This is a genomic window from uncultured Jannaschia sp. (genome assembly GCF_947503795.1).
Taxonomy (GTDB): Bacteria; Pseudomonadota; Alphaproteobacteria; order Rhodobacterales; family Rhodobacteraceae; genus Jannaschia.
The window spans coordinates 1,965,646-1,992,305 of the sequence record NZ_CANNEZ010000001.1 but is presented as its reverse complement, the minus strand read 5'-3'; the positions used below and the strand labels follow the sequence as shown (position 1 = coordinate 1,992,305).

Genomic DNA, 26,660 nt, shown 5'->3' with positions numbered 1-26,660 from the left:
GCAAAGTTCATCTGCGGCGAACCGCGCAGGAACGAACATGGAACGCCGTTGCGGGGTCTGGGCTTAGGCTACCAGCGCAGCGCGACGGCACCCCAGGCCAGACCGCCGCCGATCGCCTCGGTCACGACCAGATCGCCCTCGGAGACCTGCCCGCTGGCCTTGGCCACGGACATGGCGAGGGGAATCGATGCGGCCGAGGTGTTGCCGTGGTCCTGAACGGTGACGACGACCTTTTCCATCGGCAGGTCGAGCTTCTGGGCGGTGCGGCTGATGATGCGGATATTGGCCTGGTGCGGAATCACGCAATCCACGTCGTCCACGGTCACGCCCGCCATGTCGAGCACGTCGATGGTCGAGCGCGCGAGCTTTTCGACGGCGTGGCGGAACACCTCCTTGCCGGCCATCATCAGATGGCCGGTGGATTGCGACGCGGAGACGCCGCCCGACACCTTGAGGATGTCGCGGTGTCGCCCGTCGCTGTGCAGATCGGTGGCGAGGATGCCGCGATCGGACGCGGAGCCCGTGCCCTCGGTCGCCTCCAGGATCACCGCGCCAGCGCCATCGCCGAAGAGCACGCAGGTCGTGCGATCCTCCCAGTTCATGATCCGGCTGAAGGTTTCGGCGCCGATCACCAGCACGCGTTTGGCCTGACCCGACAGGATCAGGGCGTTGGCGTTCGACAGCGCGTAGACGAAGCCCGCGCAGACGGCCTGGACGTCGAAGGCGAAGCCGCGGGTCATGCCCAGCCGCTCCTGCACGATGGTCGCGGTAGCCGGAAATGTCAGGTCGGGGGTCGAGGTCGCGAGAATGATCGTGTCTATATCGTTCGGCTGCATACCGGCGTCGGCGAGGGCGGCCTCGGCCGCGCGGGTGGCGAGGTCCGAGGTCGTCTGCCCCTCGGCGGCGAAGTGGCGGCGCTCGATGCCGGAGCGGGACTTGATCCACTCGTCGGAGGTGTCGAGGAAGGTGGTGAACCAGTCGTTCTCGACGACCCGCTCGGGGAGGTAATGGCCGACACCGCGGATCACCGCTCGGGTCACGCTTGCGGTCATGCCTGATCCTCGTCCTGAAGTCCGGTGGCGGTGTCGAGCCGGGCCTTGAGCTTCTCGCTGAACCCCGAGGTCGACAGGTCCCAGGCCAGCGCGATGGCCGAGGCGACGCCGGTCTCGTCCGCCGAACCGTGGGATTTGACGACCGTGCCGTTGAGCCCGAGGAACACGCCACCGTTGACGCGGCGCGGGTCGATCCGGGCGGCGAGCCGCTTGAGCGACGTCATCGCAAGAAGGGCCGCGATCTTCGAAAGGGGCGTGGCGCGGAAGGCCTCGGACAGCATGTCGCGCACGAACTTGGCCGTACCCTCGCCGGTCTTGAGGGCCACATTGCCGGTGAAGCCGTCGGTGACGATCACGTCGACGCGGTCCGACGGGATGTCCCCGCCCTCGACGAAGCCGACGAACTCGAAGCGGTTGGCATCGGCCAGCGCCTCGATCAGGTCATGCGCCTCGCGCAGCTCCGAGCGGCCCTTGTGCTCCTCGGTGCCGACATTCAGGAGGCCGACCCGCGGCCGGTCGAGGCCCAGCGCATTGCGGGCGTAGGAGGTGCCCATCAGCGCGTATTGCAGAAGATCGTCGGCATCGGCGCGGATATCGGCGCCCATGTCGAGCATCACGTTGAAGCCCTTGGGATTGCGCGACGGCCAGAAGATCGCGATGGCGGGCCGATTGACGCCGGGCAGCTTGCGCAGCCGGATCATCGCCACGGCCATCAGCGCCCCGGTGTTGCCGCAGGAGACGCAGACCGTCGCCTCGCCCGAGCGGACCGACTCGATCGCGGACCACATCGAGGTGTCCTTGCCGTTGCGCATGACCTGCGCGGGCTTGTCGTCCATCGTGACGACGCCCTCGGCGTGGCGGGTGGTGCAGTGATCGGACAGGCCGCGCCGCTTGGCGATCAGCGCGTCGAGGACCGGCTTGTCGCCGTGGACGACGAAGCGGATGGCGGGGTTGAGCTTGACGGCGCGGGCCATGCCCGCGACGACCGCCTCGGGTCCGAGATCGCCGCCCATCGCGTCGATCGACAGCACGCCGCCGGGCGTCGACCCGGCATCGGCCACGGAGGGCTTGGAAACGGAGGCGCCGCCGGTCTCATCCGACATGATGCGCCTCCCTCATGCGATACGCTCGCCGCTCAGGCGACGTCGTCGTCCAGTTCGACCGCGTCGGCCGCGATGACTTCGCGGTCCGCGTAATGGCCGCAGGCGCCGCACACGTGATGCGGACGCTTCAGTTCGCCACAGTTCGGGCATTCGGCCGGGTTGCCCGGCGTCAGGCTGTCGTGGGAGCGGCGATTGTTGCGGCGGGAAGGGGTGACCTTGTTCTGCGGAACGGCCATGTCTCAACCTCGGATCGTGTTTGGGGCCGCGCGCGTCGCCGCGTCCCGCAGGTGTCAATAAATCTTCGGGCGGTCCCTAGTCCCTTCGGGGGCAGGGGTCCAGCCATTTCGCGGCCCGTGTGGGCGGAAGGCGCCTCATAGCGAGATTCGACCGGGATGCAAGCCGGGCACACGGGCCTTCACGAACGATCACCTGACTGTGCGCAAGCTCACAGGAACTTCGCTGAGCAATGGCTAGTTGTGCATGCGACCGGATCGAAAGGAAACGACATGACCCGCATCAAGGCCCTCGCCACCGTCCTCGCCGTCGCCATCATCGCCGGAGGCACCACCGCCGCCGTGACTGCGCAGACCACGCCCAACAGCCACCTGCATCCCGACCGTCTGGCCGAACTTCAGCAGATGATGGCGCAGTAATCCGTCATTCGTCCTTGGCGCCGCCCAGCTTGTCGCGGAGTGCCGCAAGCCCCGCGAAGGGCTTGACGCTTTCCTCGGTCAGCGGCTCGGCGCCCGGAGGGGCGGCGGACAGGTCGATATCCTCGGCCCCCTCGGCGCGCGGAAAGTCGGGGACCGCCAGCGCCAGCACCTCCTCCAGAAGATCGCCCGCATCGAGAACGGCGGGCAGCGGCTCCACGTTCTCGTCCTCGGTCATCTCGACTTCTTCCTCCGTCACCTCGGCCACGTCAGGCGTGTAGCGGCGGACGACATCCTCTTCGATCCGGGTCGTGACCGGATCGGTCGTCACCCGGCAGGGCTGGACGACCGTCGCCCCCAGATGCCCTTTCAGAAGCCAGTCGCGTCCCCCGTCGGGCGCCAGCACGGCCTCGAACCGGACCTTGCGGAACGCGTCGACGCCCAGGCGGTCGGCCAGGGACTCGAGCTCTCCGGCGTCGGGCACGAGCCGGATCGCGGTGGGCTTTCGCTGGGGCAGGTCCGCGAGGCGGAGGGGATGGGACAGGACGGGTCTCATAGCGGGTCTCCGGGGCGGACTTGATGCAGCGCGGCGGGGCGGTTAAGCCATAGGCGGAAACCGCGAGGGCCCGCAACGGCCCCAAGACGGACGGGACGGGGAATGACTATGACCGCCATCATCCGGGGCACGCTCGCGGCCCTCCTTCTGATCGCGGTCGGCGCGTGTTCCGCGACGTACCGCAATCATGGCTACGTCCCCAACGACGAGGACCTCGCCTTGCTCACCGTCGGCGTCGATACGCGCGAGACGGTGGCCACGACGGTCGGTCGGCCCACGGCGAACGGCGTGCTGCGCGATGATGCGTGGTATTACGTCCAGAGCCGCCGGAAGAACTTCGCCTGGCGCGCGCCCCAGACGATCGAACGTGAACTGGTCGCGATCAGCTTCACCGAGGGCGGCACGGTCGAGAATATCGAGCGCTTCGGGCTGGAGCGGGGCCGGGTCGTCACCCTGTCGCGTCGCATCACCGAGACGTCGATCCGCGATTTCGGCTTCATCCAGCAGCTCATCCGCAACTTCGGCCGCATCAATGTCGGCGAAACGCTGGCCGGCGACAATTGACGGACCGCGTCCTGCTGCGCGCCGCCGAGATCGCGGCGATGGCGGGGCTGGCGAAGACGCATTTCCTCAATACCCGCGCGCGGCGCGTGAACCGCTCGCTCGGGGATGCAACGGGGCTGGAGGGGTTGGGCATCCACCTGATCGAGGTGCAGCCGGGCGACGTGACGACCGAACATCATGTGCATCACCACGAAGACGAGGCCTGCTACATCCTCTCGGGGACGGCCGATGCGCATATCGGCGACGCGGTGGAGCCGGTCGGGCCGGGCGACTTCCTGGGCTACCGCGCAGGCGGTGTGGCGCATTCGCTGGAGGCGACGGGGACCGAGCCCCTGCGGGTCCTCGTGATCGGCCAGCGGCTGCCGCATGACGTGGCCGACTATCCCCGCAAGTCCAAGCGCATCTTTCGCAACGAGGGCCTGCCTTGGACGCTGGTGGCTCACGACGCGCTGGAGACGGTGCAGGCCGGCAAGAAGACCGAAGACTGACCGCAGCGCGCCGTTCACGGGATGTTGACGGTTTTCATTGCAGAAACTGGGCGGCGACCCGCGCACGGGACGCATCGTCGCTTTGACGCGGTCCGGGGCGATCCGTATATCGGACCCCGAACGGGCAGGGAACGAACGACATGGTGACGAAGGTGATGAAAGCCACCGGCGGCCTCGCGTGGAGCGGTGCGCAGGGCGTGGTGATGTTCGTCCTGTCGGTGGTCGGCGGGCTCTTCTCGGCGATCACGCTCGGAGTCATCGCCGGGGCACTGACGGTGGGCGCGATCCTGTGGATGTACGGACGCGACCTGCCCAACCACGAACAGCTCGCGCAGTATACGCCGCCGACGATCAGCCGGATCTATTCGGGCCAGGGGCGCCTGATGGACGAGTTCGCGCAGGAACGGCGTCTCTTCGCCCCCGCCGACGAGATCCCGGACCTCGTCAAGCAGGCCTTCATCTCGGCCGAGGACAAGAATTTCTACCTCCATGCCGGCTATGACCCGATGGGGATGGTCGCCGCCGCCGTCGACGCGGCGCGGGGCGGGCGGCTGCGCGGGGCCTCCACGATCACCCAGCAGGTGATGAAGAACTTCCTTCTGTCCTCGGACCGGAGCGCCGAGCGCAAGGTGAAGGAGATCATCCTCGCCTCCCGGATCGAGGAGACGCTGTCCAAGGAAGACATCCTCGAGCTTTATCTCAACGAGATCTTCCTCGGCCAGAACAGCTACGGCGTCGCCGCTGCGGCCCAGACCTATTTCAACAAGCCGCTCGCCGATCTGTCCGTCGAGGAGGCGGCCTATCTCGCGATCCTGCCCAAGGCCCCGTCGGATTATCACCCCGTCCGTCAGGCCGAGCGGGCCATCGACCGGCGCAACTTCGTGCTGCGCGAGATGTTCGAGAATGGCTACCTGACACGCTCCGAGATGCAGGAGGCGCAGCTTTCGCCCCTCCTGACGGTGCAGTCGGGCCATTTTGCGCCGTTCCGCGCAGCCCTGCCGCCGCGCGACTACTTCACCGACGAGATCCGGCGCCAACTGACGCAGGATTTCGGCGAGGAGGCGTTCTTCACCCAGGGCTTCAGCGTCCGTGCCACCATCGACGCCGAGATGCAGGAGGTCGCGGCCCGCGCGCTGCGCCGCGCGCTCGAACAGTTCGACCGCAACGCGGGCGTCTGGCGCGGCACGGGCAAGACGATCCCGGTCGAGACGCTCTCGGACGAGACCGCGTGGCGCGCGGCGCTGGCCGAGGCGGATGTCGCGCGCGACATCGACCTCGGCAACCGGTGGCATGCCGCCGTGGTGACCGGCGTCGGCGATCAGACGCTCACGCTCGGGGTCGAGGACGTGGAGGGCACGGTCGACGTGCCCCGCGACGACATCGCCTGGATGCGCGGCAGCTTCGTCGACAATTTCGAGCCGGGACAGGTCGTCCATGTCCGCCGCATGACCGAGGACGACAGCGGCAACCTGATCCGCTGGTCGCTGCGCCAGGTCCCCGAGGTGCAGGGCGGCTTCATGGCGATGGACGTCAACACCGGCCGCGTGATCGCGATGCAGGGGGGCTTCAGCTACCAGCATTCGGTCTTCAACCGTGCCACGCAGGCGACGCGGCAGCCGGGCTCCAGCTTCAAGCCGTTCGTTTATGCCGCCGCCCTCGATTCCGGCTACGCGCCGAATACGATCGTCGTCGACGCCCCGATCGAGATCGACCAGGGCAACGGCGAAGTCTGGCGACCGAAGAACGCGTCGAACCGATTTTACGGGCCGGCGCCGCTGCGCACCGGGATCGAGCGGTCGCGCAACCTGATGACCGTGCGGCTGGCGCAGGATGTCGGCATGGGCACGGTCGCGAGCTATGCGGAACGCTTCGGCGTCTACGATCGCATGGACGAGCTTCTGGCAAATTCGCTCGGCAGCCAGGAGACGACGCTCTACAAGATGGTCTCGGCCTACGCGATGTTCGCCAATGGCGGCGAGCGGGTCGAGCCGACGCTGGTGGACCGCATCCAGGACCGCTACGGGCGCACGGTCTACAAGCACGACCAGCGGCGCTGCGTCGATTGCGAGGAATTCGCCGCGCTGTCCGAGGGCTATGGCCCCCGGATCGTGTCCAACCGCGAGCGGGTGATGGACCCGATCACGGCCTACCAGTTGACCTCGATGATGACCGGTGTGGTCGAGCGGGGCACCGCTGCGCGCACCGTCAACCTGCCCGTGCCGATCGCGGGCAAGACCGGCACGACCAACGACGCCAAGGACGTATGGTTCGTGGGCTTCTCGTCGCGCATCGTCGCGGGCTGCTATATCGGCCATGACCGTCCGCGGTCTCTGGGCAGCGGCGCGTCGGGCGGCGGCATGTGCGGCCCGGTCTTCACCGAGTTCATGCGCGAGGCCATCAAGGAATATGGCGGCGGTCCCTTCGAGGTGCCCGAGGGCGGGTATTTCGTGAAGATCGACCGCTACACCGGCGCGCGCCTGCCGGATTCGGCAACGGGCGAGCATGTCGTGGCCGAATACTTCCGCGAGGGTGCCGATCCGTTCGTCGGCCTCGGGGGCGGTCTCGTGATCGACGGCGGCTTCGCGATGGCGGGCGACCTGCCGCTCTTCGGGCGCGGCGAGGGCGAGGACCAGTCCGCGCCCAGCCAGGTCCGGACCTCGACCGGACGACAGGTGGTCGTCCCCAAGCGCGCGACCTTCGGGCAGCTCTCGTCGGGCGGTCTCTACTGACACGCGGCGGGCCGTCGATGCGGCCTGCGCGATCCCGCGCCGCCTTGTCGCGGATGCGCGCGCGCTTTAGGTGAGGCGTCGCATCCCCGGAGGCCCCATGCGCGCAGAAGTCCAGAACAACGTCGACGCCATCGCCAAGTCCGTCGCGCTCCTGAAGCGGCGGCTGGACTGGGAGACGGCGCCGCATCGCCTCGAGGAGGCGAATGCGATGATCGAGGATCCGACGCTCTGGGACGACCCCGCGCGTGCCCAGAGCCTCATGCGCGAGCGTCAGGGCCTGATCGACGCGATCGAGGCCATCGAGTCGCTGGAGCGCGACACCTCCGACAACGTCGAGATGATCGAGCTGGGCGAGATGGAGGATGACGCCGAGATCGTATCCGAGGCCGAGGCCGCCATCGCGAAGCTGGTTGCCATCGCCGCCGAGAAGGAGCTCGAGGCGCTGCTCGACGGCGAGGCGGATGGCAACGATACCTTCCTCGAGATCAACGCGGGCGCGGGCGGCACGGAAGCCTGCGACTGGGCCGAGATGTTGCAGCGGATGTATGTCCGCTGGGCGGGCAAGCGCGGCTTCGACGTCGAGCTGCAAAGCCAGGAGGCCGGGTCCGAGGCGGGCATCAAATCCGTCGCCTACAAGATCAGCGGCAAGAACGCCTACGGGTGGCTGAAATCCGAGAGCGGGGTCCACCGGCTGGTGCGCATCTCGCCCTTCGGCAAGGGCACGCGCGAGACGTCCTTCGCCTCCGTCTGGGTCTATCCGGTGGTCGACGACAACATCGACATCGAGGTGAACCCGTCGGACATCCGCATCGACACCTACCGGTCGTCGGGTGCGGGCGGGCAGCACGTCAACACCACCGACTCGGCGGTGCGGATCACCCACATCCCGACGAATATCGTCGTGACTTCGTCCGAAAAATCGCAGCACCAGAACCGCGACATCGCGATGAAGGCACTGAAGTCCCGGCTCTACCAGATGGAGCTTGATCGCCGGAACGCCGAGATCAACGCCGCCCACGAGGCCAAGGGCGATGCGGGCTGGGGCAACCAGATCCGGTCCTACGTGCTGCAGCCCTACCAGATGGTGAAGGACCTCAGGACGGGCTACGAGACGTCGGACACGTCGGGCGTGCTGGACGGGTCGCTGGACGGCGTGATGGCGAGCGTCCTGGCCTCGAATGCCAGCGGCAAGAGTCGGGCCGACGCCGCCGGCTGAGCGTCAGGACACGACGGCGAGCGGGCGCGGCCGCGACTGGAGCGCCAGCCGCGCGAGGTGCAAGGCGGCGATGCTGGCCCCGTTGCGCCCCGCGATCGCCTCGCCCAGAGTCGCCGCCGCGCCGTAGTCGAACCGCCCCAGCAGGTCCGTCAATCGTGCGGCGGCGCGGGCCGCGCGAAAGCGCTTGGCGTCGATCGATACGGCGACGCCCATCCGTTCGAGACGCGCGGCATTGTCGGGCTGATCCCCGCCCACCGGCACGACGAGCTGCGGGCGACCGGCGCGAAGCGCCTCGGCCGTACTGCCGATCCCACCGTGGTGCAGGACCGCCGCCGCGCGCGGGAACAGCGGCGCATGGGGCGCGTAGTGCAGCGACAGGATGTCGGGGCCCTCGGGCACCTCGGCCTCGCCCCGCAAAAGCACGGCGCGAAGCCCCATGCGTCGCGCCAGTGCGACGGCCTCGGCCCAGAAGCGTTCGCCGCCCAGGCGCTGCGCCACGCTGCCCAGCGTCACCACAAGCGGTGCGGGGCCCGCGTCGAGCCAGTCGATCACGGGCTGGGGCAGGTCGCCGTCGGGGGCGGCGGGAAAGCCCACCACCTCGAAATCGTCGGGCCGGTCGGCGGGGGCGGGCGCGAAGCGGTCCGACCAGAGCCCGAGGCGCAGGGGCACCGTCGCCCCGTGATCCAGAAGAGGCGTGCCGGGCTGCGGCGGCAGGCCGAAGCCGGCGCGCACGCGGGTCAGGTCGGCGGCATGGCGGGCGCGCAGCACCGCGCGTGCCGCGCCGATCCATGCGCGGTTCCATGCGCGTGTCAGCGGGTTCGCCGGGGATGGGACCGTCGCGCCGAAGCGGCGGCTTCGAGGCGGGTCCAGCGCAGAGAAGAGCATCATCGGTTGCAGGATCAGCGGCACATACGGCAGGCCCGCCCGCTCGGCCGCCAAGGGCGCGTGGAGCGCGAAGGCGGTGGCGGCGACTACCGCGGCGCCGTAGGTCAGCGGAGCCAGCTCCTCGGTCAGGGCGGGCAGCATCGGGATCAGCACGTCGCGGATCAGGGGGCCGGGGTCGCGCAGCACCTCGCGCGCGATCTGGTCGCGGGTGACCCCCAGCCGCTCGCAGATCTCGGCCTCGGAGGGGCCCACGGGTGTCGCGAGCAGCCCCCAGCGACGCGCCATGTCGCAATCGTCGGGGCTCAGCGCGAGGCGCACTTCGATGCCTGATTGGTCGAGATGACGCGCGATCGAGAGGACGGGATAGAGGTCGCCCAACGAGCCCATCGTCGAAAGGACCACGGCGGTGCGGCGCGGGCGCGGGATGCGGCCTTCGAGGCCCGGAAGACGCGAAACCCCGCTCCGGGGTCGGGGCGGGGTCGTCGTGTCGTTCGTCACGGGTGGGCGGAACTCAGGAGCCGGCGCCCTCGGGCTTGGACGATCCACCGGTGGCCGCGGGCTTTGCAGCCGCCGACGGCTTGGAGGACCCGGACTGGCCGAGCGGGTCGTCCTGCCGCTGGACGGCGCCTTCGAAATGCGCGCCGGATTCGATGGCGATGGTCTTGTGGATGATGTCGCCCTCGACCCGCGCGGTGGAAGTGAGCCGGACCTTGAGGCCCCGCACACGCCCGATGACGCGCCCGTTGACGACGATATCGTCGGCGATCACCTCACCGCGGACCACGGCCCCTTCGCCAACGGTCAGCAGGTGGGCCTGGATGTTGCCCTCGACCTCACCCTCGATCTGGATATCGCCGGAGGTCTTCAGGTCGCCCTTGATGAGCAGGTCACCCGACAGGGTCGACGGCGCGACCTTGGGCTTCATCGCCTGCGCGCCTGCGCCGAGTTCAAGCCCGGCGGGCTTGGACGGCGGGGACGACGGCGCGGGCGAGCCCGAGCTGGGCGTGTTGGGCTTGTCGGCGTCGCCGCCGGGCTGGTTCAGCTTGGATTTAGAAAACATCCTGACCTGCGTTTATGAAAGTGACTGGGTTCAGGGCTTGCCCGCCGCGGCGAATTTCGTAGTGAAGATGCACCCCGGTCGAACGTCCGGTGGTCCCCATACCACCGATATTCTGCCCGCGCGAGACCCTTTGGCCCTGCCGCACGTTGATGGAGTTAAGATGCGCATAGCGCGTCTCGAAGCCCAGCGGGTGCTGGATCTTCACCAGCTTGCCATAGCCCGACTGCCAGCCGGCATGGGTGACGGTGCCCTCGGCGGTGGCGAGGATCGTCGAGCCGCGCGGCCCGGCGAAATCCATGCCCGAATGCATCCGGCCCCAGCGCGGGCCGAAGCCCGACGTGCGGCGATGCGGGCCCGGCACGGGATGGGCAAGCGGCAGGCTCTCGGCGGCGATGCGGTAGAGCTCCACCTCTTCGAGGCGGTTCAACAGGCGGTTGGCGCGCTGGGTGTCGAGGTCGAGCTCGCTCGGGTTGCCGCGGGTCGAAAGGACCAGCGGCTCGAGCGGGCCACCCTGGCCGGAATAGCCGCGGCGAACCTGGTCGAGAATCGCGTCGGTCGAGATGCCGGAGCGGGCAAAGACCTTTTCCAGCGGGCTGAGCGAGACCTGCACGGCCTCTTCCAGCCGGCCGAAGATGCGGTCGTTGCGATCGGCCATGAGGGCGGCCATCGCCTCCATCCGGTCGATCTCGGCATCGGCGCCCTCGGCCACGACAACGGCCTCGTCCCGCTGGAGCGCGGTGGCGTCGAGCACTTCGGCCAGTGCGGCGGCAGTCGCCGAGGCATCGGCGGCGCGGCGCTCGGCCGTGGCGGCGGCCTCGGGGGCGTCCTCGATCCGGGCGAGGATCGTCTCGGCCTCGTCGCGGGCGGTGTCGCGCTCGGCAACCGTGCGGCGGAGGGTGCGCTGGATGACCTCGATGCCGGTTTCCAGTTCGCGGACCCGCTGCTCGGAGGCGAGCAGCGTGCCCTGCATCTTCGAGACCTCGTCGAGGGCGATGTAGAAGCGCCCAAGCGCCTGTTCGGCCTCGCGGGCGCGAGCGTCGCGCTCGTCCGACAGGGCCTGGAGGCGCGTCTCGTAGGCGAGCTGGGCACGGGCGATCTGATCGCGGCTGGAGCCGGAGGTGATCGCGCCAATCAGGAAGAACGAGGTCACTACGACCATCCAGCCCAGCACCAGCGCGCCGCCGGACAGGATCGTGGCCTGCGTCAGCGGACGCATCCGGATGAACCGGGTTCCATCATCGGATTTGAGAAAGAGGCGTTGCTCGGGAAGGTAGCGCTCAAGGCGCGCGTTCAGTCTATCGGACAGGCGTTGCTTCAAACCCCGTCTCCCCTCGTCTGTGGTGCGCCACCTCTGATGGGCGTTCGCGCGTTCCGTTCCCCAGGCGCCGATCCAAGCGGCACAAGTCGTCGCGTTCTAGTCAGATGTGACCCTTCTCGCAACCGGAGGGCCTTCGCGCCCGGCCTGTGGCCCCCCCTGTGAGCAAAATCCCGCCGGTTGCGGGTCACGCCTCTTCGGTCAGGGGCCAGTAGAAGTCGGGCGGCAGCCCCGCATCGGCGCGCTTCTCCTCGTTGAAGGGCGGCTTCAGGAGCCCGTGGAAATGCGTCCGCACGAGGTCGTGGAAGGTCGGGCGCGGATCGAGGTTGTCCCGCCCGCAGAGGAAGTTGAACCATTTGGAGCCGTAGGCGACATGGGCCACCTCCTCGGCGTAGATCGTCTCGAGCGCGGCCACGGCGCCGTCCTCGCCCGCCCGTCGGAAGACGTCGATCATGCCCGGCGTGACGTCGAGCCCCCGCGCTTCCAGCACCATCGGCACGACCGCGAGCCGGGCCATCAGGTCGCCCGCCGTCTCCTCGGCGGCACGCCACATGCCGGCATGGGCGGGCAGGGCGCCGTAATGCGACCCCGCGGCCCGAAGGCAGTCGGACATCAGGCCCCAATGCTTCGACTCGTCATCCGCCGCGCGCACCCAGTCGTCGAAGAAGCCCGGCGGCAGGGGGACGTTGGAGAACCGCGCGATGACGTCCCAGTGGAGGTCGACCGCGTTCAGCTCGATATGCGCGACGGCATGCAGGAGTGCGATCCGTCCCTCGGGCGTGCCGGGCTTGCGGCGCGGCACGTCGCGCGGGTGCAGAAGTTCGGGCCGGTCGGGGCGCGCGGGCCGGTCGGGCGGCGCGGCAATGCCGATCTCGGGCAGGGCCCCGTCGGCGCGGGCGTCCATCCAGGTCGCCGCATGGGCGCGCGAGAGATCGGTCTTGGCGCGGGGGTCGGCGGTGCCCAGCACCTCGACCGCCATCTGCGCGAGCGGGATCACGTGGCGCGGCCCCGTCCGGCCGCGGCCATCATGCGCGCACGGCCTCCAGCACCGCGTCTGCATGGCCCGGCACCTTTACCTTGCGCCAGACCTGCTTCACGACGCCGCCTTCGTCGATCAGGAACGTCGCCCGCTCGATGCCCATGTAGGTCTTGCCGTACATGTTCTTCTCGACCCAGACGCCGTAATCCTCGCAGGTCGTGCCTTCCTCGTCCGACGCGAGGATCACGCCGAGATCGTGCTTGGCGGCGAACTTTTCATGCTTGGAGACGCTGTCCTTCGACACGCCGACAATCACCGCGCCCGCCGCCTCGAACTCGGCGGCGGCCTCGGTGAAGGCGATGGCCTCCTTGGTGCAGCCGGGCGTGTCGTCCTTGGGGTAGAAATACAGCACGACCTGCTTGCCCTTGAGGTCGGCGAGCGACACCTCGCCGCCGCCGCCCGTGGGCATCGCGAAGGCGGGGGCGTCCTGTCCGGGTTCGATGGTCATGGGGTCTCTCCATTGGGGGTGCGCTGCGTCGGGACTTGGAACCCGGACGGGGTCGGGTCAAGGTCGGGGTCCCCGATGCGGAGCCTGCGCCCATGTCCGACACCCCCGCCCGCCGCCGCCGCCCGCTCCGGGCGCTGGGCGTCGTGCTGCTGGTGGTCGCGGCCCTTCTGGCGGGCAGCGCGTGGCGCCTGACCGAGGGGCCGGTGGCCCTGCCGGACTGGGCGGTGTCGCGGCTGGAGGCGCGGCTGTCGCGGGATCTGGGCGGGCGGAGCGTGCGGCTGGGATCGGTGGCGCTGGGCTACGATCTGGACGCGCAGGCGCTGCGGCTGCGGCTGCGCGACGCGGGTCTTTCGGATGACGGCGCCGACCTTCTGGCGCTGCCGGACGCGCAGGTCGCGCTGGACGGGGCGGCCCTGATGCGGGGACGGCTCAGGCCACGACAGGTGACGGTGGAGGACCTTTCGCTCGACATCGCACGTGACGCGGATGGCCGCTTCAACCTCGCGTTCGGCGGGGGCGGCGGCGCCCTTCCATCGAACTGGGCCGAGGGGCTCGCCGCGCTCGACGCCGCGCTCGCGGTGCCGGTTCTCGTCGATCTCGACGTCGTGCGGATCGACGGGGTGCGCCTGCGGCTCTCGGATGCGGTCACGGGTCTGTCGCAGCGGATCGAGAACGGCACGGTAACGCTGACCCGCGGGGACGATGCCGTGACGCTCGACCTCGGGACGGACATCCCGTTGCCGGGCGGGCGGACCGCACGGCTGGCCGCGACGATGCAGCGGCTGGCGGCGGGCGAGGGCGCGCTGGCCCGGCTTGCGCTGACCGATCTGCCGGTGGCGGCACTGGCCGAGGCGCTGCCGCGCGTGCCCGCCCTGTCGCTGGCGATGGGCGACCTTTCGGCCAGCGCGGGCGTGACGCTGGCCGAGGACGGCGTGCCTGGTCCGCTGCGCGGGACGGTCGCGCTTCGGGACGGGCGGATGGTCGACCGGCCGGGCTACACGCTCGACCGTGCGACGCTTGGGTTCGCCTGGGTGCCGGGATCGGACCGCATCGCGCTCGAGGATATCGCCGCCAGCTCCGACGCCCTGTCGGTCGAGGCGGGCGGGCAGATCCTGCTCGAGGACGGCATAACCGGCCCCGCGCAAATACAACTCCGTCTCGGGCGGACGCTCTTCGATCCCGATGGCATGTTCGACCGCTCGGTCGCCTTCGACAGCGGGTTGGTCGAGGCGCGGGTGACGCAGGCGCCCCTGGCGCTGCGCATCGGGCAGGCGATGGTGACGGGGCCGTCGGGCACGGCGCGCGCGACGGGACGGATCGGCTTCGTGGCGGGCGGGCTCGACGGTTCGCTCCGGCTGACCGTGCCCGAAATGGCGGTGGACGACCTGACCGCGCTCTGGCCCCCGGACGTCGCACCGCAGGCGCGCAACTGGTACGCGTCGAACCTGCGCGGGGGTGTTGCGACCGAAGCCAATGCCGCGATCCGGCTGCGACCGGGCGCGGTGCCCGAGGTGCTCGGGTCCTTCGCCTTTTCGGGGGGACGCTTCCGCTACATGCGCCACATGCCGCTGGCCGAGGGTGCGGCGGGGGCGGCGCAGCTCGACGATCGTCGCTTCTCGATCCGGCTCGACGGGGGCACGGTGCCGGGGATCGGACCCGGCGGCGACGCGGCGGAGGCCGGGCGCATCGACCTCGCCGGGTCGCGCTTCGTGATCCTCGACGCCACCGAGCGGCCCGCGAGGGGCGAGCTCGACCTCCTGGCGCGGGGCGAGGTCGGCGACCTGCTCGCGCTGATGGACAACCGGCCGTTCCGCCTGCTGGAACGGCTTCGCAAGGATCGGACGCTCGCCTCCGGTCGGGCCGAGGCGCGGGTCGCGGTCACGCTGCCGCTGCGGAAGGGCAATGCGCCCGCCGATATCACCTACGACGTGGCCGCGACCCTGCGCGACGTCGTCTCCGAGGAGATCGTGCCGGGGCGCCGCATCGCGGCCGACCGGCTGGAGTTGCGGGCCCTGCCGGGGCTGGTCGAGATCGCGGGCGACGCGGCCTTCGAGGGCATCCCGTTCTCGGGACGATGGCGCCAGGTTCTTCCGCCGCCATCCGAGGTGCCGATCGACCCCGACGCGACGCCCCCGCCGCCACGCCCCTTGCCCGAGCCGGGGCGGGTCAGTGGCACGGTCCGCCTCACGCCCGAGGGCTTGGACCGGCTGGGGATAGCGCTTGGGGCCGTCACCCTGTCGGGAGAGACCCCCGCCGAGGTCGCGATCACGCTGCCCGCGGGCGCGCCGCCCCGGCTGTCGCTGACGTCCGATCTGCGCGGTGCCGCGCTGGCGCTGCCCGCGATCGGCTGGTCGAAAGGGCGCGACCGGGCGGCATCGCTGGCACTCGACGTGGTGTTGGGCGCCACGCCCGAGGTGACGCGGCTGGCGCTCGACGCGCCGGGTCTTTCGGCAGACGGCACGGTCACGCTACGGGACGGCGGCGGCCTCGGGGTGGCGCGGTTCGACCGGGTCGAGACGGCGTTCTTCACCGGGCCGCTGACGCTGACCGGGCGGGGGCAGGGGGCCGCGCCCGCCATCGCGATTAGGGGCGGACAGGCGGATCTCCGTCGCGCGCTGCTCGCCCAGGATAGCGGCGGCGGGGGCGGGAACCCGGCGCCGCTGGCCATCGCGCTCGACCGGCTGACCGTGACCGAGGGGATCGCCCTGACCGATCTGCGCGCCGAGCTGCGGGGGGCCACGGGCCAGTTCACCGCGCGGGTCAACGGCGGCAGCCCGATCGAAGGCGTGCTGGCGCCGCAGGCCGGGGGCGCCGCCGTCCAGATCCGCACCGGTGACGGCGGCGGCGTCCTGCGGTCGGCGGGGCTGTTCCAGGATGCGCGCGGCGGCGTGCTGACGCTGACGCTGCGCCCGACGGCGCGCGAGGGCGTCTATGGCGGCACCCTGCGCGGCAGCGACATCCGGGTGCGCAACGCGCCGGCGCTGGCCTCGCTTCTGCAGACGCTGTCGGTGGTCGGCATCCTCGAACAGCTCGGCGGCGAGGGCCTCGTCTTCCTGACCGTCGAAAGCGATTTCGCGCTCCGCCCTGGCGATATCGTCATTCAGCGCGCCAGCGCGGTCGGGCCGTCCATGTCGATTACGGCCGACGGCACCTTCGATCTGGGCACCAAGCGGATGGACCTGCAGGGTGTGATTTCGCCGATCTACCTCGTCAACGGGCTGTTCGGGGCGCTCTTCTCGCGGCGCGACGAGGGGCTGTTCGGGTTCACCTATCAGCTGCGCGGGGCGGCGGCGAACCCGCAGGTCTCGGTCGATCCCCTGTCGATCCTGACGCCCGGCATCTTCCGCGAGATCTTCCGTCGGCCGCCGCCCTCCTGATAGGGGCGCGGCATGAACCTGAGCGATTTCGACTTCGACCTGCCCGAGCGGCTGATCGCGACGCGGCCCGCGCGCCCCCGGTCGTCGGCCCGTCTGATGGTCATGGACGCGGGCGGCATCGCGGACCGCGTGGTGACCGACCTCGTGGACCTGCTGCGCCCGGGCGACCGGCTGGTTCTGAACGACACCAAGGTGATCCCGGCGCGGCTGGTGGGCGAACGGGTGCGCGAGACGCGGGACGGCTCGGGCCGTGCGCGGGTCGAGCTGACGCTGACCGAAGCGCGCCCCGACGGCGCGTGGGCGGCGCTGGGCAAGCCGCAGCGCAAGATGCGCGTGGGCGACCGGCTGGAATTCGACGGACTGACCGGCGTGGTGGAAGGTTTGGGCGAACGGGTCGTCGTGCGGTTCGACGCGACGGGCGACGCGCTGGACGCGGCCATCGCGCGCGCGGGGACCATGCCGCTACCGCCATATATCGCGGCGAAGCGTGCGCCCGACGCGGCGGACCGCGACGACTACCAGACGGTCTGGGCGCGACATGCGGGTGCGGTTGCAGCACCCACGGCGAGCCTCCATTTCGACCGCCCACTGCTCGAGGCGCTGCGCGCGCGGGGCGTCGCCTTCACGGAAGTCACGCTCCATGTCGGCGCGGGCACCTTCCTGCCGGTCACGGTCGAGGACGTCACGACCCACCGGATGCATGCCGAGTGGGGCGAAGTCACCCCCGAGGCGGCCGCCGCGATGGCGCAGACGAAGGCGAATGGCGGCCGTTTGATCCCGGTGGGCACGACCGCGCTGCGCCTGATCGAGACGGCGGCGCGGGGCGGGCCGATCGCGCCGTTCCGGGGCGACACGGACATCTTCATCTATCCCGGCTTCGAATTCCGCGCGGCGGACGGGCTTATGACCAATTTTCACCTGCCGCAATCGACACTCCTGATGCTGGTCTCGGCGCTCATGGGGCGCGAACGCATGCTGGCCGCCTATGCCCATGCAGTCGCGGAGGACTACCGCTTCTTCAGCTACGGGGACGCCTCGCTTCTCCTGCCCTGAGGCGCGATGCGCGTTCCCGACAGGGCGCTTCGCTTTCGGAATGGACGGCGCGCCGCACGGGGCGTAGGCGCCGGAAAAGTCGCGTGCCCGGAGGTCGCCCATGTTCACCGTCATCCGCAACTCGTGGGCGCTGCTGCTCGGGATCATGCTCCTGATGATCGGCAACGGGATGCAGGGCACGCTGATCGGCGTGCGCGGCGAACTCGAAGGGTTTTCGACCGCGTGGATGTCGGTCGTGGTCTCGGCCTACTTCGCGGGCTTCCTTCTGGGCTCGCAGGTGGTGCCCGAGATGATCCGCCGCGTCGGCCATGTGCGCGTCTTCGCCGCCCTCGGCAGCTTCGCCTCCGCCGGCCTGATCCTCTATCCGGCCCTCGTGCAGGAGGTCAGCTGGACGGGCCTCCGCTTCCTTCTGGGGTTCTGTTTCTGCGGCGTCTACATCGTCGCCGAGAGCTGGCTCAACAACACGACCACGAACGAGACGCGGGGGCGGGCGCTGTCGCTCTACATGATTGCACAGATGCTGGGGATCGTGACGGCGCAGGGTCTCTTCGCGATCGGGGACGCGGCGGGCTACTCGCTCTTCATCCTCGTCTCGGTGCTCGTGTCGCTCAGCTTCGCGCCGATCCTGCTATCGGCCACGCCGGTTCCGCCCTTCGAGACCACCAAGGCCATGACCTTCCGCGAAATCTACGCCGTCTCGCCGCTGGGCTGCATCGGCATCTTCCTGATGGGGGGCATGTTCTCGGCGCTCTTCGGGATGAGCGGCGTGTTCGGCGCGCAGTCCGGCCTGACGAGCGGCGAGATCGCGCTCTTCATCTCGATGATCTTCGTCGGCGGGATGCTGGTGCAATACCCGATCGGCTGGCTGTCGGACCGGCTGGACCGGCGCCGCCTGATCGTCATCACCGCGCTGATCGGCTGTCTGGGCTGTGTGCTGGGCGCGACGGGGCTGGCCGGGTTCACGGGACTTCTGGTGGCGGCCTTCGTGATCGGGGGCATGGCGAACCCGCTCTATTCGGTCCTTCTGGCCTATACGAACGACCATCTCGATTACGAGGACATGGCGGCGGCGTCGGCCCGGCTTCTGTTTATCAACGGGCTGGGCGCCATCGGGGGTCCGATCGTGACCGGTGCCCTGATGGATCTGATCGGCCCGCGCGGGTTCTTCGTCTTCATCGCCGTGCTGATGGCCGGGCTGGCGGCCTATGCGGTCTGGCGGATGACGCAGCGGCCCGCGATCGAGTCCTCGGACGATGCCGCGCAATACGTGCCCGTGCCCGCGATGGCCGCCACGCCGGTGACGATCGGCAACGTGGTCGACGAATGGGAGTGGGACGAGACATCCGCCGACGGGGCCGTGGCCGTGGCGAAGTGAACCGACCGGTGCCAACGGGGGTTGGCGTCGCAGGAGAGAGGGAGGGACCTATGGAACACGACCCCGAGGACGTGCTGACATTCTGGCTCGAGGAATGCGGGCCGGAGGACTGGTACAAGGGCGGCGATAAGCTGGACGCCACCATAAGCGAACGGTTCCGGGACGCGTGGGACGCGGCTGCGGCGGGGCAGCTGAACCATTGGGCGACCTCGGCGCGGGGTGCGCTGGCCCTGTTGATCCTGACGGATCAATTCTCGCGCAACATGCATCGCGGCTCCGGGCGGGCGTTCGAGACCGATCCGCTGGCGCGCAGCGTGGCCAAGGGGGCGATCGACCGGGGCCACGACCGCGCCATCCCCGAGCCCGAGCGGCAGTTCTTTTACTTGCCGCTGGAGCATTCCGAGAACCTCGCCGACCAGGAGCGGGCGGTGCGCCTCATCATGACGCGAATGAACGCGCCAGAGACCCTGCTTCACGCCCGCGCCCATCGCGAGATCATCCGCCGCTTCGGCCGATTTCCGTTCCGCAACGATGCGCTGGGCCGGACGACCTCGCCGCGCGAGCAGGCGTTCCTCGACGAAGGTGCCTACGGCGCGATCCTGCGCGAATTGCAGGACTGACCGCCGCGCCGCCCGTCGCATGGCGGCTTTGACGCAACCGCCGGGGCGGCGGGGTTTCCCTTGGGGGATCGTCGGCATAGTTTAACGCTGAACGATTTTTACGGAGGCGCCGCAGATGGCCAAGCAATTCGACCTGATCGTCATCGGCGCAGGCCCCGGCGGCTATGTCGCCGCCATCCGCGCGGCCCAGCTTGGCATGAACGTCGCCTGCATCGAGCGCGAGCATCTCGGCGGCATCTGCCTCAACTGGGGCTGCATCCCGACCAAGGCGATGCTGCGCTCGTCGGAGGTGTTCCACCTGATGCACCGCGCCAAGGAGTTCGGACTGAAGGCCGAGGGGATCGACTACGACCTCGACGCGGTGGTCAAGCGGTCGCGCGGCGTGGCCAAGCAGCTCTCGGGCGGGATCGGGCACCTCTTCAAGAAGAACAAGGTCACCACGATCATGGGCGCGGCAAAGCTGGCCGGGAAGGGCAAGGTCAGCGTCACGACCGACAAGGGCACCGAAGAGCTGACGGCCAAGAACATCGTCATCGCCACCGGAGCGCGGGCGCGGAACCTTCCGGGGCTGGAAGCCGATGGCGAGCGGGTCTGGAACTACAAGCACGCGCTCCAGCCGCCGCATATGCCGAAGAAGCTGCTGGTCATCGGGTCGGGTGCCATCGGCATCGAATTCGCCAGCTTCTACAACACGCTGGGCGCCGAGACGACGGTCGTCGAGGTGATGGACCGCATCCTTCCGGTGGAGGACGAGGAAATCTCCAAGTTCGCCAAGAAGCAGTTCGAGAAGCAGGGAATGAAGATCCTGCAGAAGGCCGTGGTCAAGTCGCTGGATCGCCAGAAGACCAAGGTGATCGCGACCATCGAAAGCGGCGGCAAGGCCGAGACGCACGAGTTCGACACCGTGATTTCCGCCGTGGGCATCGTCGGCAATGTCGAGGATCTGGGGCTGGAAGAGGCGGGCGTGAAGATCGACCGCAGCCATGTCGTCACCGACGAGTTCTGCCGCACCGGGGTCGAGGGCGTCTACGCCATCGGCGACATCGCGGGCGCGCCGTGGCTGGCGCACAAGGCGTCCCACGAGGGCGTCATGGTGGCCGAGCTGATCGCGGGCAAGAACGACGTGCATCCGGTCCGCCCCGAGAGCATCGCGGGCTGCACCTATTGCCATCCGCAGGTCGCCAGCGTCGGCATGACCGAGGCCAAGGCCAAGGAGGCGGGGCACGACATCAAGGTCGGGCACTTCCCCTTCATCGGCAACGGCAAGGCCATCGCGCTGGGTGAGCCCGAGGGCATGGTGAAGACCATCTTCGACAAGACCACAGGCGAGCTGCTGGGCGCGCACATGATCGGCGCCGAGGTGACCGAGCTGATCCAGGGCTACGTGGTCGGCCGCCAACTGGAGACCACCGAGGAGGATCTGGCGCATACCGTCTTCCCGCATCCGACCCTGTCGGAAATGATGCACGAGAGCGTGCTCGATGCGGACGGGCGCGCGATCCATTTCTGAAAAACGGGGGCGCGCCCTGCGGGGCGCCCCCCCCTGGCCAGGCTACATCGCCCAGTCGGCCTCGACGTTGAAGCCCGCGCTTTCAGGCGCCGACTCGAGGTGGTCCCTCATCCGGCCCCAGAGCGCCGCGACCTTGTCGGCATTGGCGTTCGAGACCTCCTCGCTCTCGACCAGCGAGATCACGTATCCCGACCCGTCCTCGGCCATGACGTTCACGAAGCGCTGCATCCCCGGCAGGGCCATGATGTCCTCCTTCATGGCCTGCATATCCCGGATCGCGGCGTCGCGGCTGCCGGCCTTCATCTTGAATGGTGTCACTCGTGCAAACATGGATTTCCCCCAATCGATGGACCGCCCGTCGCATCGACGCGACCGGTCGGTGCGCCCAGCATAGCACGGACGGCGCCTCGCCCTGAGCCGGGCGGCCGGTCCGATCACGGCGAATCGGCGCGACAGGGCCAAGCCGCTGATTTCGCGACAGGCGCCATGAGCGCGGATGTTTCAGTCCCGCGCGGGGTCGGCCCGCTCAGACGTGCGAAGGCTTCGTGCGGGCGGGTTTGGCCGACCGGCGCCCGGACCACATCCGCGCCCATTCGCGCACCGGGTAGGTGAGGATCGCGACGGGATCCTTGTCCTCCACCCCGCTCGAGGTCGCGCCCATCGGCACGTCGCGGCAGGGTCCGGGGTCGTAATACGTCCCGAAGAGCTTGTCCCAGAGCGGGACGTGGTTGGCGAGGTTCTTGCCATAGGCCGCGGGCACGTCGGCATGGTGCCAGCGATGAAAGCTCGGCGATGCGATCAGCAGCTTCAGCGGACCGTGCCGCCACGGCAGGTCCATATGGACATACATCGTGTGCAGCCCCGAGAGGATCAGCGCGGCGGGAATGACATGCGGCATCTGGAGCCAGGTCAGCATCATGATGTGCCCGGCCGTCATCATCACCATCTCGATGGCGTGGATGCGGAAGGCGGTAAAGGCATTCACATGGGTGTCGGAATGATGCGCCGCATGGGTCGGCCAGCCCAGCCGCGTATGCATCAGCCGGTGGTTCCAGTAATCCACGAGGTCCTTCGCCGCGAGGCCCAGTACGGCGAGCAGCCAGATCGGCCAGCCGTTCCAGATCGCGGCGTCGAGCTGCGGGATGCGCAGAAGATCGTAGCCCGCCTGGATGGCGGCGGCGATGTCACGGAAGAACCAGAGCGCGAAGCCGTAATTCACGAAGACCACCAGCAGCGTCGCGGCGGTGTTCTGGATCGCGTGCCACGACAGCTCGGTGCGGCGGCGGAAGACCAGCGCGAGGATCAGGCAGAGGAGCGCGGGCACCAGCACGACCTCGATCAGGACGCTGGACTTGTAGAAGGCGGCGGCGCGCGTGACGGGGTCCATTGGGGGCCTCGGGCGATTTGATTCATCTGGTTCGCACCAGTCGAGCATGGCGGCACGGCAAGACTGTGGCATTCACGGCGATCCGGCATGGCCTTCGTCGGGCCGACCTGACAGGGAGACGCCATGGACAGGACGCGCTGGGGGCTGGTGGCCCTCGTCTTCTTCGGCGGGCTGATGGCGGCGGTGCAGTTCGCCAAGGTCTCGCTGACCCTGCCGCTGCTGGCGGAGGCCTTCGGGCGCGACCTCGCGGCGGTGGCCGTGCTCGTGTCGATGGTGGGGCTGGTCGGCCTGATCTTCGGCGCGATGGCGGGCGGCATCGCCGCGGCACTCGGGCCGGGGCGGACCTTCCTCGGCGGGCTGGTCTTCGGCGGTGCGCTCTCGCTGATGCAGGCGGCGATGCCCGGCTATGGCGGCTTCGCGGCGCTCCGCGTGCTGGAAGGCTTCGCGCATCTGGCCCTCGTCGTGGGCGGCCCGCCCCTGATGGCCGCTGCGGCGAGCGACCGGGACAGACCGCTGGCGATGGGCCTCTGGGCGGTGTTCTTCGGGCTGGCCTTCGCGATCGCGGCCCGGCTCTTCCCGCTGGTGACGGGGGCGGGCGGCCTGCCGCTTCTCTTCGCGGCGCATGGCGTTCTGATGCTGGCGACGGCGGCTGCACTCTGGCGACGCGTGCCGCGCATTCCCGTGACGCGCCCGTCCATCGACCCCGTGGCGATGCACCGCGCGATCTACGGCCGTCTGCGGACAGTCGCACCGGGTTTGGGCTTCGTGCCCTATACCTTCCTTTTCATCGCGATGCTGACGTTCCTGCCGGGGCTGCTCGACGCGCCGATCCTCGCCACGACACTGCCGCTCGTCACGCTGTTGACGACGCTGCTCGGCGGCGCGCTCTGCCGACGGTTCGCGCCCCACGATGTCGCCGCCGTCGGCTATGCCGGGACCATCCTCGGGATGCTGGGCCTCGCGGCGGGCGTGCCGGGTGCCGCGCATCTGGCCTTCGCGGCGCTGGGCGTCGTGCCGGGCGCGTCCTTCGCGGCCATTCCGCATCTCAATCCCGATCCGCGCGACCGCACGCGGGCGACGGGCGCCATCGCGCAGCTGGGCAATCTCGGGACGGTGACGGGGACGCCGGTCGTCGCACTCCTTCTGGGGTGGGGGCTGGCGGGCGTGATCGGGATCACGGTGGCGGTCGCCGCACTGGGCCTCGCGCTGGTGCTCTGGTCGGGGCATGCGGCCTCTGGCACACCGGCGCGCGATACGGTAGACGTTCCGTAAATGTTCCGCGGCGTTTCGGGACGCCGCCATTGTCTCGCGGCGATGCGTCCCTAGGTCGTGGCCTTGACCGTTCGAGGGTAGTCCATGGCCGAGCAGAAGTTCATCGAAGTGCGCGGCGCGCGCGAGCATAACCTCAAGGGTGTGGACGTCGACATTCCGCGCGACCGGTTGGTGGTGATCACAGGCCTGTCGGGCTCGGGCAAGTCTTCGCTGGCCTTCGATACGATCTATGCCGAAGGGCAGCGCCGCTACGTCGAATCGCTCTCGGCCTATGCGCGGCAGTTCCTCGACATGATGCAGAAACCGGATGTCGATCACATCTCCGGCCTCAGCCCCGCGATCTCGATCGAGCAGAAGACGACGTCGAAGAATCCCCGCTCGACCGTCGGGACCGTGACCGAGATCTACGATTACATGCGCCTCCTCTTCGCGCGCGCGGGCACGCCCTACAGTCCCGCCACCGGCGAGCCGATCACGGCCCAGCAGGTGCAGGACATGGTCGACCGCGTCATGGCGATGCAGGAGGGGACGCGCGGCTACCTGCTGGCGCCCATCGTGCGCGACCGGAAGGGCGAGTACCGCAAGGAAATGCTGGAGCTTCGCAAGCAGGGCTTCCAGCGGGTCAAGGTCGATGGCGAATTCCACGACCTCGACACCCCGCCCGAGCTCGACAAGAAGTTCCGCCACGACATCGACGTGGTCGTGGACCGGATCGTCGTCCGCGAGGGGCTGGAGACGCGACTGGCCGACAGCTTCCGCACGGCTCTGGACCTCGCCGACGGGATCGCGATCCTCGAGACGGCGCCAAAGGAGGGCGAGCCCGAGCGGCATACGTTCAGCGAAAAATTCGCCTGTCCCGTCAGTGGCTTCACCATCCCCGAGATCGAGCCGCGGCTGTTTTCGTTCAACGCGCCCTTCGGTGCCTGCCCGACCTGCGACGGCCTCGGGGCCGAGCTGTTCTTCGACGAGCGGCTGGTGGTGCCGGATGTCACGCTGACGCTGGAGAAGGGCGCGCTTGCACCGTGGAACAAGGGGAAGTCCCCCTATTTCACCCAGACGATCCAGGCCATCGCCAAGCATTACAAGTTCGACGCCAAGACGCCGTGGAAGGACCTGCCCGAGACGGTGCAGGAGGTGTTCCTGCGCGGGTCGGGCAAGGAGAAGATCAAGTTCCGCTATGACGAGGGTGGGCGCATCTACGAGGTGACGCGCGTCTTCGAGGGCGTGATCCCGAACATGGAGCGCCGCTACCGCGAGACGGATAGCGCATGGGTGCGCGAGGAGTTCGAGCGCTACCAGAACAACCGCCCCTGTGGCGTCTGCGAGGGGTACCGCCTGCGGCCCGAGGCGCTTGCCGTGAAGATCGGCCCGCCCAAGGCGCGGCTGCATGTCGGACAGGTCGTCCAGATGTCCATCGCCGAGGCGCTGGCCTGGGTGGACGACGTGCCGGACGCACTGTCCAAGCAGAACAACCAGGTCGCCGCCGCGATCCTCAAGGAAATCCGCGAACGGCTGGGGTTCCTCAACAATGTCGGCCTGCAATACCTGACGCTCAGCCGGAACGCGGGCACGCTCTCGGGCGGCGAGAGCCAGCGCATCCGCCTCGCCTCCCAGATCGGCAGCGGACTGACCGGCGTGCTCTACGTCCTCGACGAGCCGAGCATCGGCCTCCACCAGCGCGACAACGACCGTTTGCTTACCACGCTCAAGAACCTGCGCGATCAGGGCAACACGGTCATCGTCGTCGAGCATGACGAGGAGGCCATCCGCGAGGCTGATTACGTCTTCGATATCGGCCCCGGCGCAGGTGTTCACGGCGGCACGGTCGTCGCACAGGGCACGCCGCCCGAGCTTGAGGCGAATCCGGCCAGCGTGACCGGCGACTATCTCGCCGGGCGGCGCATGATCGAGGTCGGGTCGAAGCGTCGAAAGGGCAACCGCAAGAAGCTGACCGTCGTGAAGGCGACGGGCAATAATCTCAAGGGCGTCACGGTCGACTACCCGCTAGGCAAGTTCGTCGCCGTGACGGGCGTGTCGGGTGGCGGTAAGTCCACTCTGACCATCGAGACGCTGTTCAAGACGGCGTCGATGAAGCTCAACGGGGCACGTCAGACGCCCGCGCCCTGCGAAACGGTCAAGGGCCTGGAGCATCTCGACAAGGTCATCGACATCGACCAGCGGCCCATCGGGCGCACGCCCCGGTCGAACCCCGCGACTTACGTGGGCGCCTTCACCCCGATCCGCGACTGGTTCGCCGGGCTGCCCGAGGCCAAGGCGCGGGGCTACAAGCCCGGCCGGTTCAGCTTCAACGTCAAGGGCGGGCGCTGCGAGGCGTGCCAGGGCGACGGCGTCATCAAGATCGAGATGCACTTCCTGCCCGACGTCTACGTCGAGTGCGAGACCTGCAAGGGCAAGCGCTACAACCGCGAGACGCTGGAGATCCTCTTCAAGGGCAAGAGCATTGCCGACGTCCTGGATATGACGGTCGAGGACGCCCAGACCTTCTTCAAGGCCGTGCCGTCGATCCGCGAGAAAATGGATGCGCTGATGCGGGTGGGCCTCGGCTACATCAAGGTTGGCCAGCAGGCGACGACGCTGTCGGGTGGCGAGGCGCAGCGCGTGAAGCTGTCGAAGGAGCTGTCGAAGCGCTCGACCGGACGCACGCTCTATATCCTCGACGAGCCGACGACGGGCCTCCATTTCGAAGATGTGCGCAAGCTTCTGGAGGTGTTGCACGAGCTTGTCGACCAAGGCAATTCGGTCGTCGTGATCGAGCACAACCTCGACGTCGTGAAGACCGCCGACCACGTCATCGACATCGGCCCCGAGGGCGGCGACGGCGGCGGCGAGATCGTCGCCACCGGCACCCCCGAGGAGATCGCCGAGATCGAGGCCAGCCACACGGGCCGCTATCTCAAGCCGATGCTGGCGGGTCGCACCATCGCCGCCGAGTGACCGGCG

General features: G+C 69.0%; 23 protein-coding genes. 12 read left to right on the top strand and 11 right to left on the bottom strand.

The window, feature by feature from the left end:
- Positions 1-68: 68 nt before the first annotated feature.
- From Q0833_RS10395 to rpmF, 3 genes are read right to left on the bottom strand one after another with little or no spacing between them, the layout of a single operon-like run.
- Positions 69-1,052: a beta-ketoacyl-ACP synthase III gene (locus Q0833_RS10395; RefSeq protein ID WP_298433699.1), complete on the bottom strand. Its 984-nt coding sequence runs from the start codon at positions 1,050-1,052 to the stop codon at positions 69-71.
- Complete coding sequence (plsX, locus tag Q0833_RS10390) at positions 1,049-2,155, bottom strand: phosphate acyltransferase PlsX (RefSeq protein WP_298433696.1); 1,107 nt, start codon at positions 2,153-2,155, stop codon at positions 1,049-1,051. The genes Q0833_RS10395 and plsX overlap by 4 nt, the downstream gene beginning before the upstream one ends.
- A gap of 32 nt (positions 2,156-2,187) precedes the next feature.
- The gene (rpmF, locus tag Q0833_RS10385) at positions 2,188-2,391 is read right to left on the bottom strand and encodes a 50S ribosomal protein L32 (RefSeq protein ID WP_298433693.1); all 204 of its coding nucleotides are present in this window, start codon (positions 2,389-2,391) and stop codon (positions 2,188-2,190) included.
- A gap of 270 nt (positions 2,392-2,661) precedes the next feature.
- On the opposite strand from rpmF, the gene Q0833_RS10380 reads away from it, so the two are divergent.
- Entirely contained in the window at positions 2,662-2,808 is a 147-nt protein-coding gene (locus tag Q0833_RS10380) for a hypothetical protein (protein WP_298433690.1), read from the top strand.
- 4 nt (positions 2,809-2,812) lie between these two features.
- On the opposite strand, the gene Q0833_RS10375 is transcribed toward Q0833_RS10380, so the two are convergent.
- Positions 2,813-3,361, bottom strand: coding sequence for a DUF177 domain-containing protein (locus tag Q0833_RS10375; RefSeq protein ID WP_298433687.1), 549 nt, complete (start codon positions 3,359-3,361; stop codon positions 2,813-2,815).
- Between the two features lie 108 nt (positions 3,362-3,469).
- Between Q0833_RS10375 and Q0833_RS10370 the strand changes: the two genes are divergently transcribed.
- The 4 genes from Q0833_RS10370 (at position 3,470) to prfB (ending at position 8,358) form a co-directional block, all read left to right on the top strand.
- Positions 3,470-3,925, top strand: coding sequence for an outer membrane protein assembly factor BamE (locus tag Q0833_RS10370; RefSeq protein ID WP_367274948.1), 456 nt, complete (start codon positions 3,470-3,472; stop codon positions 3,923-3,925).
- Positions 3,922-4,413, top strand: coding sequence for a cupin domain-containing protein (locus Q0833_RS10365; RefSeq protein WP_298433680.1), 492 nt, complete (start codon positions 3,922-3,924; stop codon positions 4,411-4,413). Before Q0833_RS10370 ends, Q0833_RS10365 begins: the two co-directional genes overlap by 4 nt.
- 197 nt (positions 4,414-4,610) lie before the next feature.
- Complete coding sequence (locus Q0833_RS10360; protein WP_298435088.1) at positions 4,611-7,142, top strand: penicillin-binding protein 1A; 2,532 nt, start codon at positions 4,611-4,613, stop codon at positions 7,140-7,142.
- Positions 7,143-7,239: 97 nt separating this feature from the next.
- Entirely contained in the window at positions 7,240-8,358 is a 1,119-nt protein-coding gene (gene prfB, locus Q0833_RS10355) for a peptide chain release factor 2 (protein WP_298433677.1), read from the top strand.
- A gap of 3 nt (positions 8,359-8,361) precedes the next feature.
- On the opposite strand, the gene Q0833_RS10350 is transcribed toward prfB, so the two are convergent.
- The 5 genes from Q0833_RS10350 to bcp all read right to left on the bottom strand — a co-directional run bounded on the left by Q0833_RS10350 (position 8,362) and on the right by bcp (position 13,105).
- A complete protein-coding gene (locus Q0833_RS10350) occupies positions 8,362-9,645 on the bottom strand; it encodes a glycosyltransferase (protein ID WP_298433674.1) in 1,284 nt (427 codons plus the stop codon).
- 109 nt (positions 9,646-9,754) lie between these two features.
- On the bottom strand, positions 9,755-10,303 hold the full coding sequence (locus Q0833_RS10345) for a polymer-forming cytoskeletal protein (protein ID WP_298433671.1): 549 nt from the start codon (positions 10,301-10,303) through the stop codon (positions 9,755-9,757).
- Positions 10,293-11,621, bottom strand: a complete 1,329-nt coding sequence (locus tag Q0833_RS10340; protein WP_298433668.1) for a M23 family metallopeptidase — start codon at positions 11,619-11,621, stop codon at positions 10,293-10,295. Before Q0833_RS10340 ends, Q0833_RS10345 begins: the two co-directional genes overlap by 11 nt.
- 184 nt (positions 11,622-11,805) lie before the next feature.
- A complete protein-coding gene (locus tag Q0833_RS10335; protein WP_298433665.1) occupies positions 11,806-12,615 on the bottom strand; it encodes a ferritin-like domain-containing protein in 810 nt (269 codons plus the stop codon).
- 28 nt (positions 12,616-12,643) lie between these two features.
- Complete coding sequence (gene bcp / locus Q0833_RS10330) at positions 12,644-13,105, bottom strand: thioredoxin-dependent thiol peroxidase (protein ID WP_298433662.1); 462 nt, start codon at positions 13,103-13,105, stop codon at positions 12,644-12,646.
- A 92-nt stretch (positions 13,106-13,197) separates the two neighbouring features.
- On the opposite strand from bcp, the gene Q0833_RS10325 reads away from it, so the two are divergent.
- The 5 genes from Q0833_RS10325 (at position 13,198) to lpdA (ending at position 21,040) form a co-directional block, all read left to right on the top strand.
- Complete coding sequence (locus Q0833_RS10325) at positions 13,198-16,482, top strand: AsmA-like C-terminal region-containing protein (protein WP_298433659.1); 3,285 nt, start codon at positions 13,198-13,200, stop codon at positions 16,480-16,482.
- Between the two features lie 12 nt (positions 16,483-16,494).
- The gene (queA, locus tag Q0833_RS10320) at positions 16,495-17,535 is read left to right on the top strand and encodes a tRNA preQ1(34) S-adenosylmethionine ribosyltransferase-isomerase QueA (protein WP_298433656.1); all 1,041 of its coding nucleotides are present in this window, start codon (positions 16,495-16,497) and stop codon (positions 17,533-17,535) included.
- Positions 17,536-17,635: 100 nt separating this feature from the next.
- Entirely contained in the window at positions 17,636-18,910 is a 1,275-nt protein-coding gene (locus Q0833_RS10315) for an MFS transporter (RefSeq protein WP_298433653.1), read from the top strand.
- Positions 18,911-18,960: 50 nt separating this feature from the next.
- The gene (locus Q0833_RS10310) at positions 18,961-19,530 is read left to right on the top strand and encodes a DUF924 family protein (protein WP_298433649.1); all 570 of its coding nucleotides are present in this window, start codon (positions 18,961-18,963) and stop codon (positions 19,528-19,530) included.
- A 115-nt stretch (positions 19,531-19,645) separates the two neighbouring features.
- Positions 19,646-21,040, top strand: a complete 1,395-nt coding sequence (gene lpdA / locus Q0833_RS10305) for a dihydrolipoyl dehydrogenase (RefSeq protein WP_298433646.1) — start codon at positions 19,646-19,648, stop codon at positions 21,038-21,040.
- Positions 21,041-21,082: 42 nt separating this feature from the next.
- Here the strand turns inward: lpdA and Q0833_RS10300 are convergent, their stop codons facing one another.
- Positions 21,083-21,343: a hypothetical protein gene (locus Q0833_RS10300; protein ID WP_298433643.1), complete on the bottom strand. Its 261-nt coding sequence runs from the start codon at positions 21,341-21,343 to the stop codon at positions 21,083-21,085.
- Between the two features lie 223 nt (positions 21,344-21,566).
- On the bottom strand, positions 21,567-22,427 hold the full coding sequence (locus Q0833_RS10295) for a sterol desaturase family protein (protein ID WP_298433640.1): 861 nt from the start codon (positions 22,425-22,427) through the stop codon (positions 21,567-21,569).
- A 123-nt stretch (positions 22,428-22,550) separates the two neighbouring features.
- On the opposite strand from Q0833_RS10295, the gene Q0833_RS10290 reads away from it, so the two are divergent.
- Positions 22,551-23,699, top strand: coding sequence for an MFS transporter (locus Q0833_RS10290; protein WP_298433637.1), 1,149 nt, complete (start codon positions 22,551-22,553; stop codon positions 23,697-23,699).
- A gap of 84 nt (positions 23,700-23,783) precedes the next feature.
- Positions 23,784-26,654, top strand: a complete 2,871-nt coding sequence (gene uvrA / locus Q0833_RS10285; protein ID WP_298433634.1) for an excinuclease ABC subunit UvrA — start codon at positions 23,784-23,786, stop codon at positions 26,652-26,654.
- The last annotated feature ends 6 nt before the right edge of the window (positions 26,655-26,660 follow it).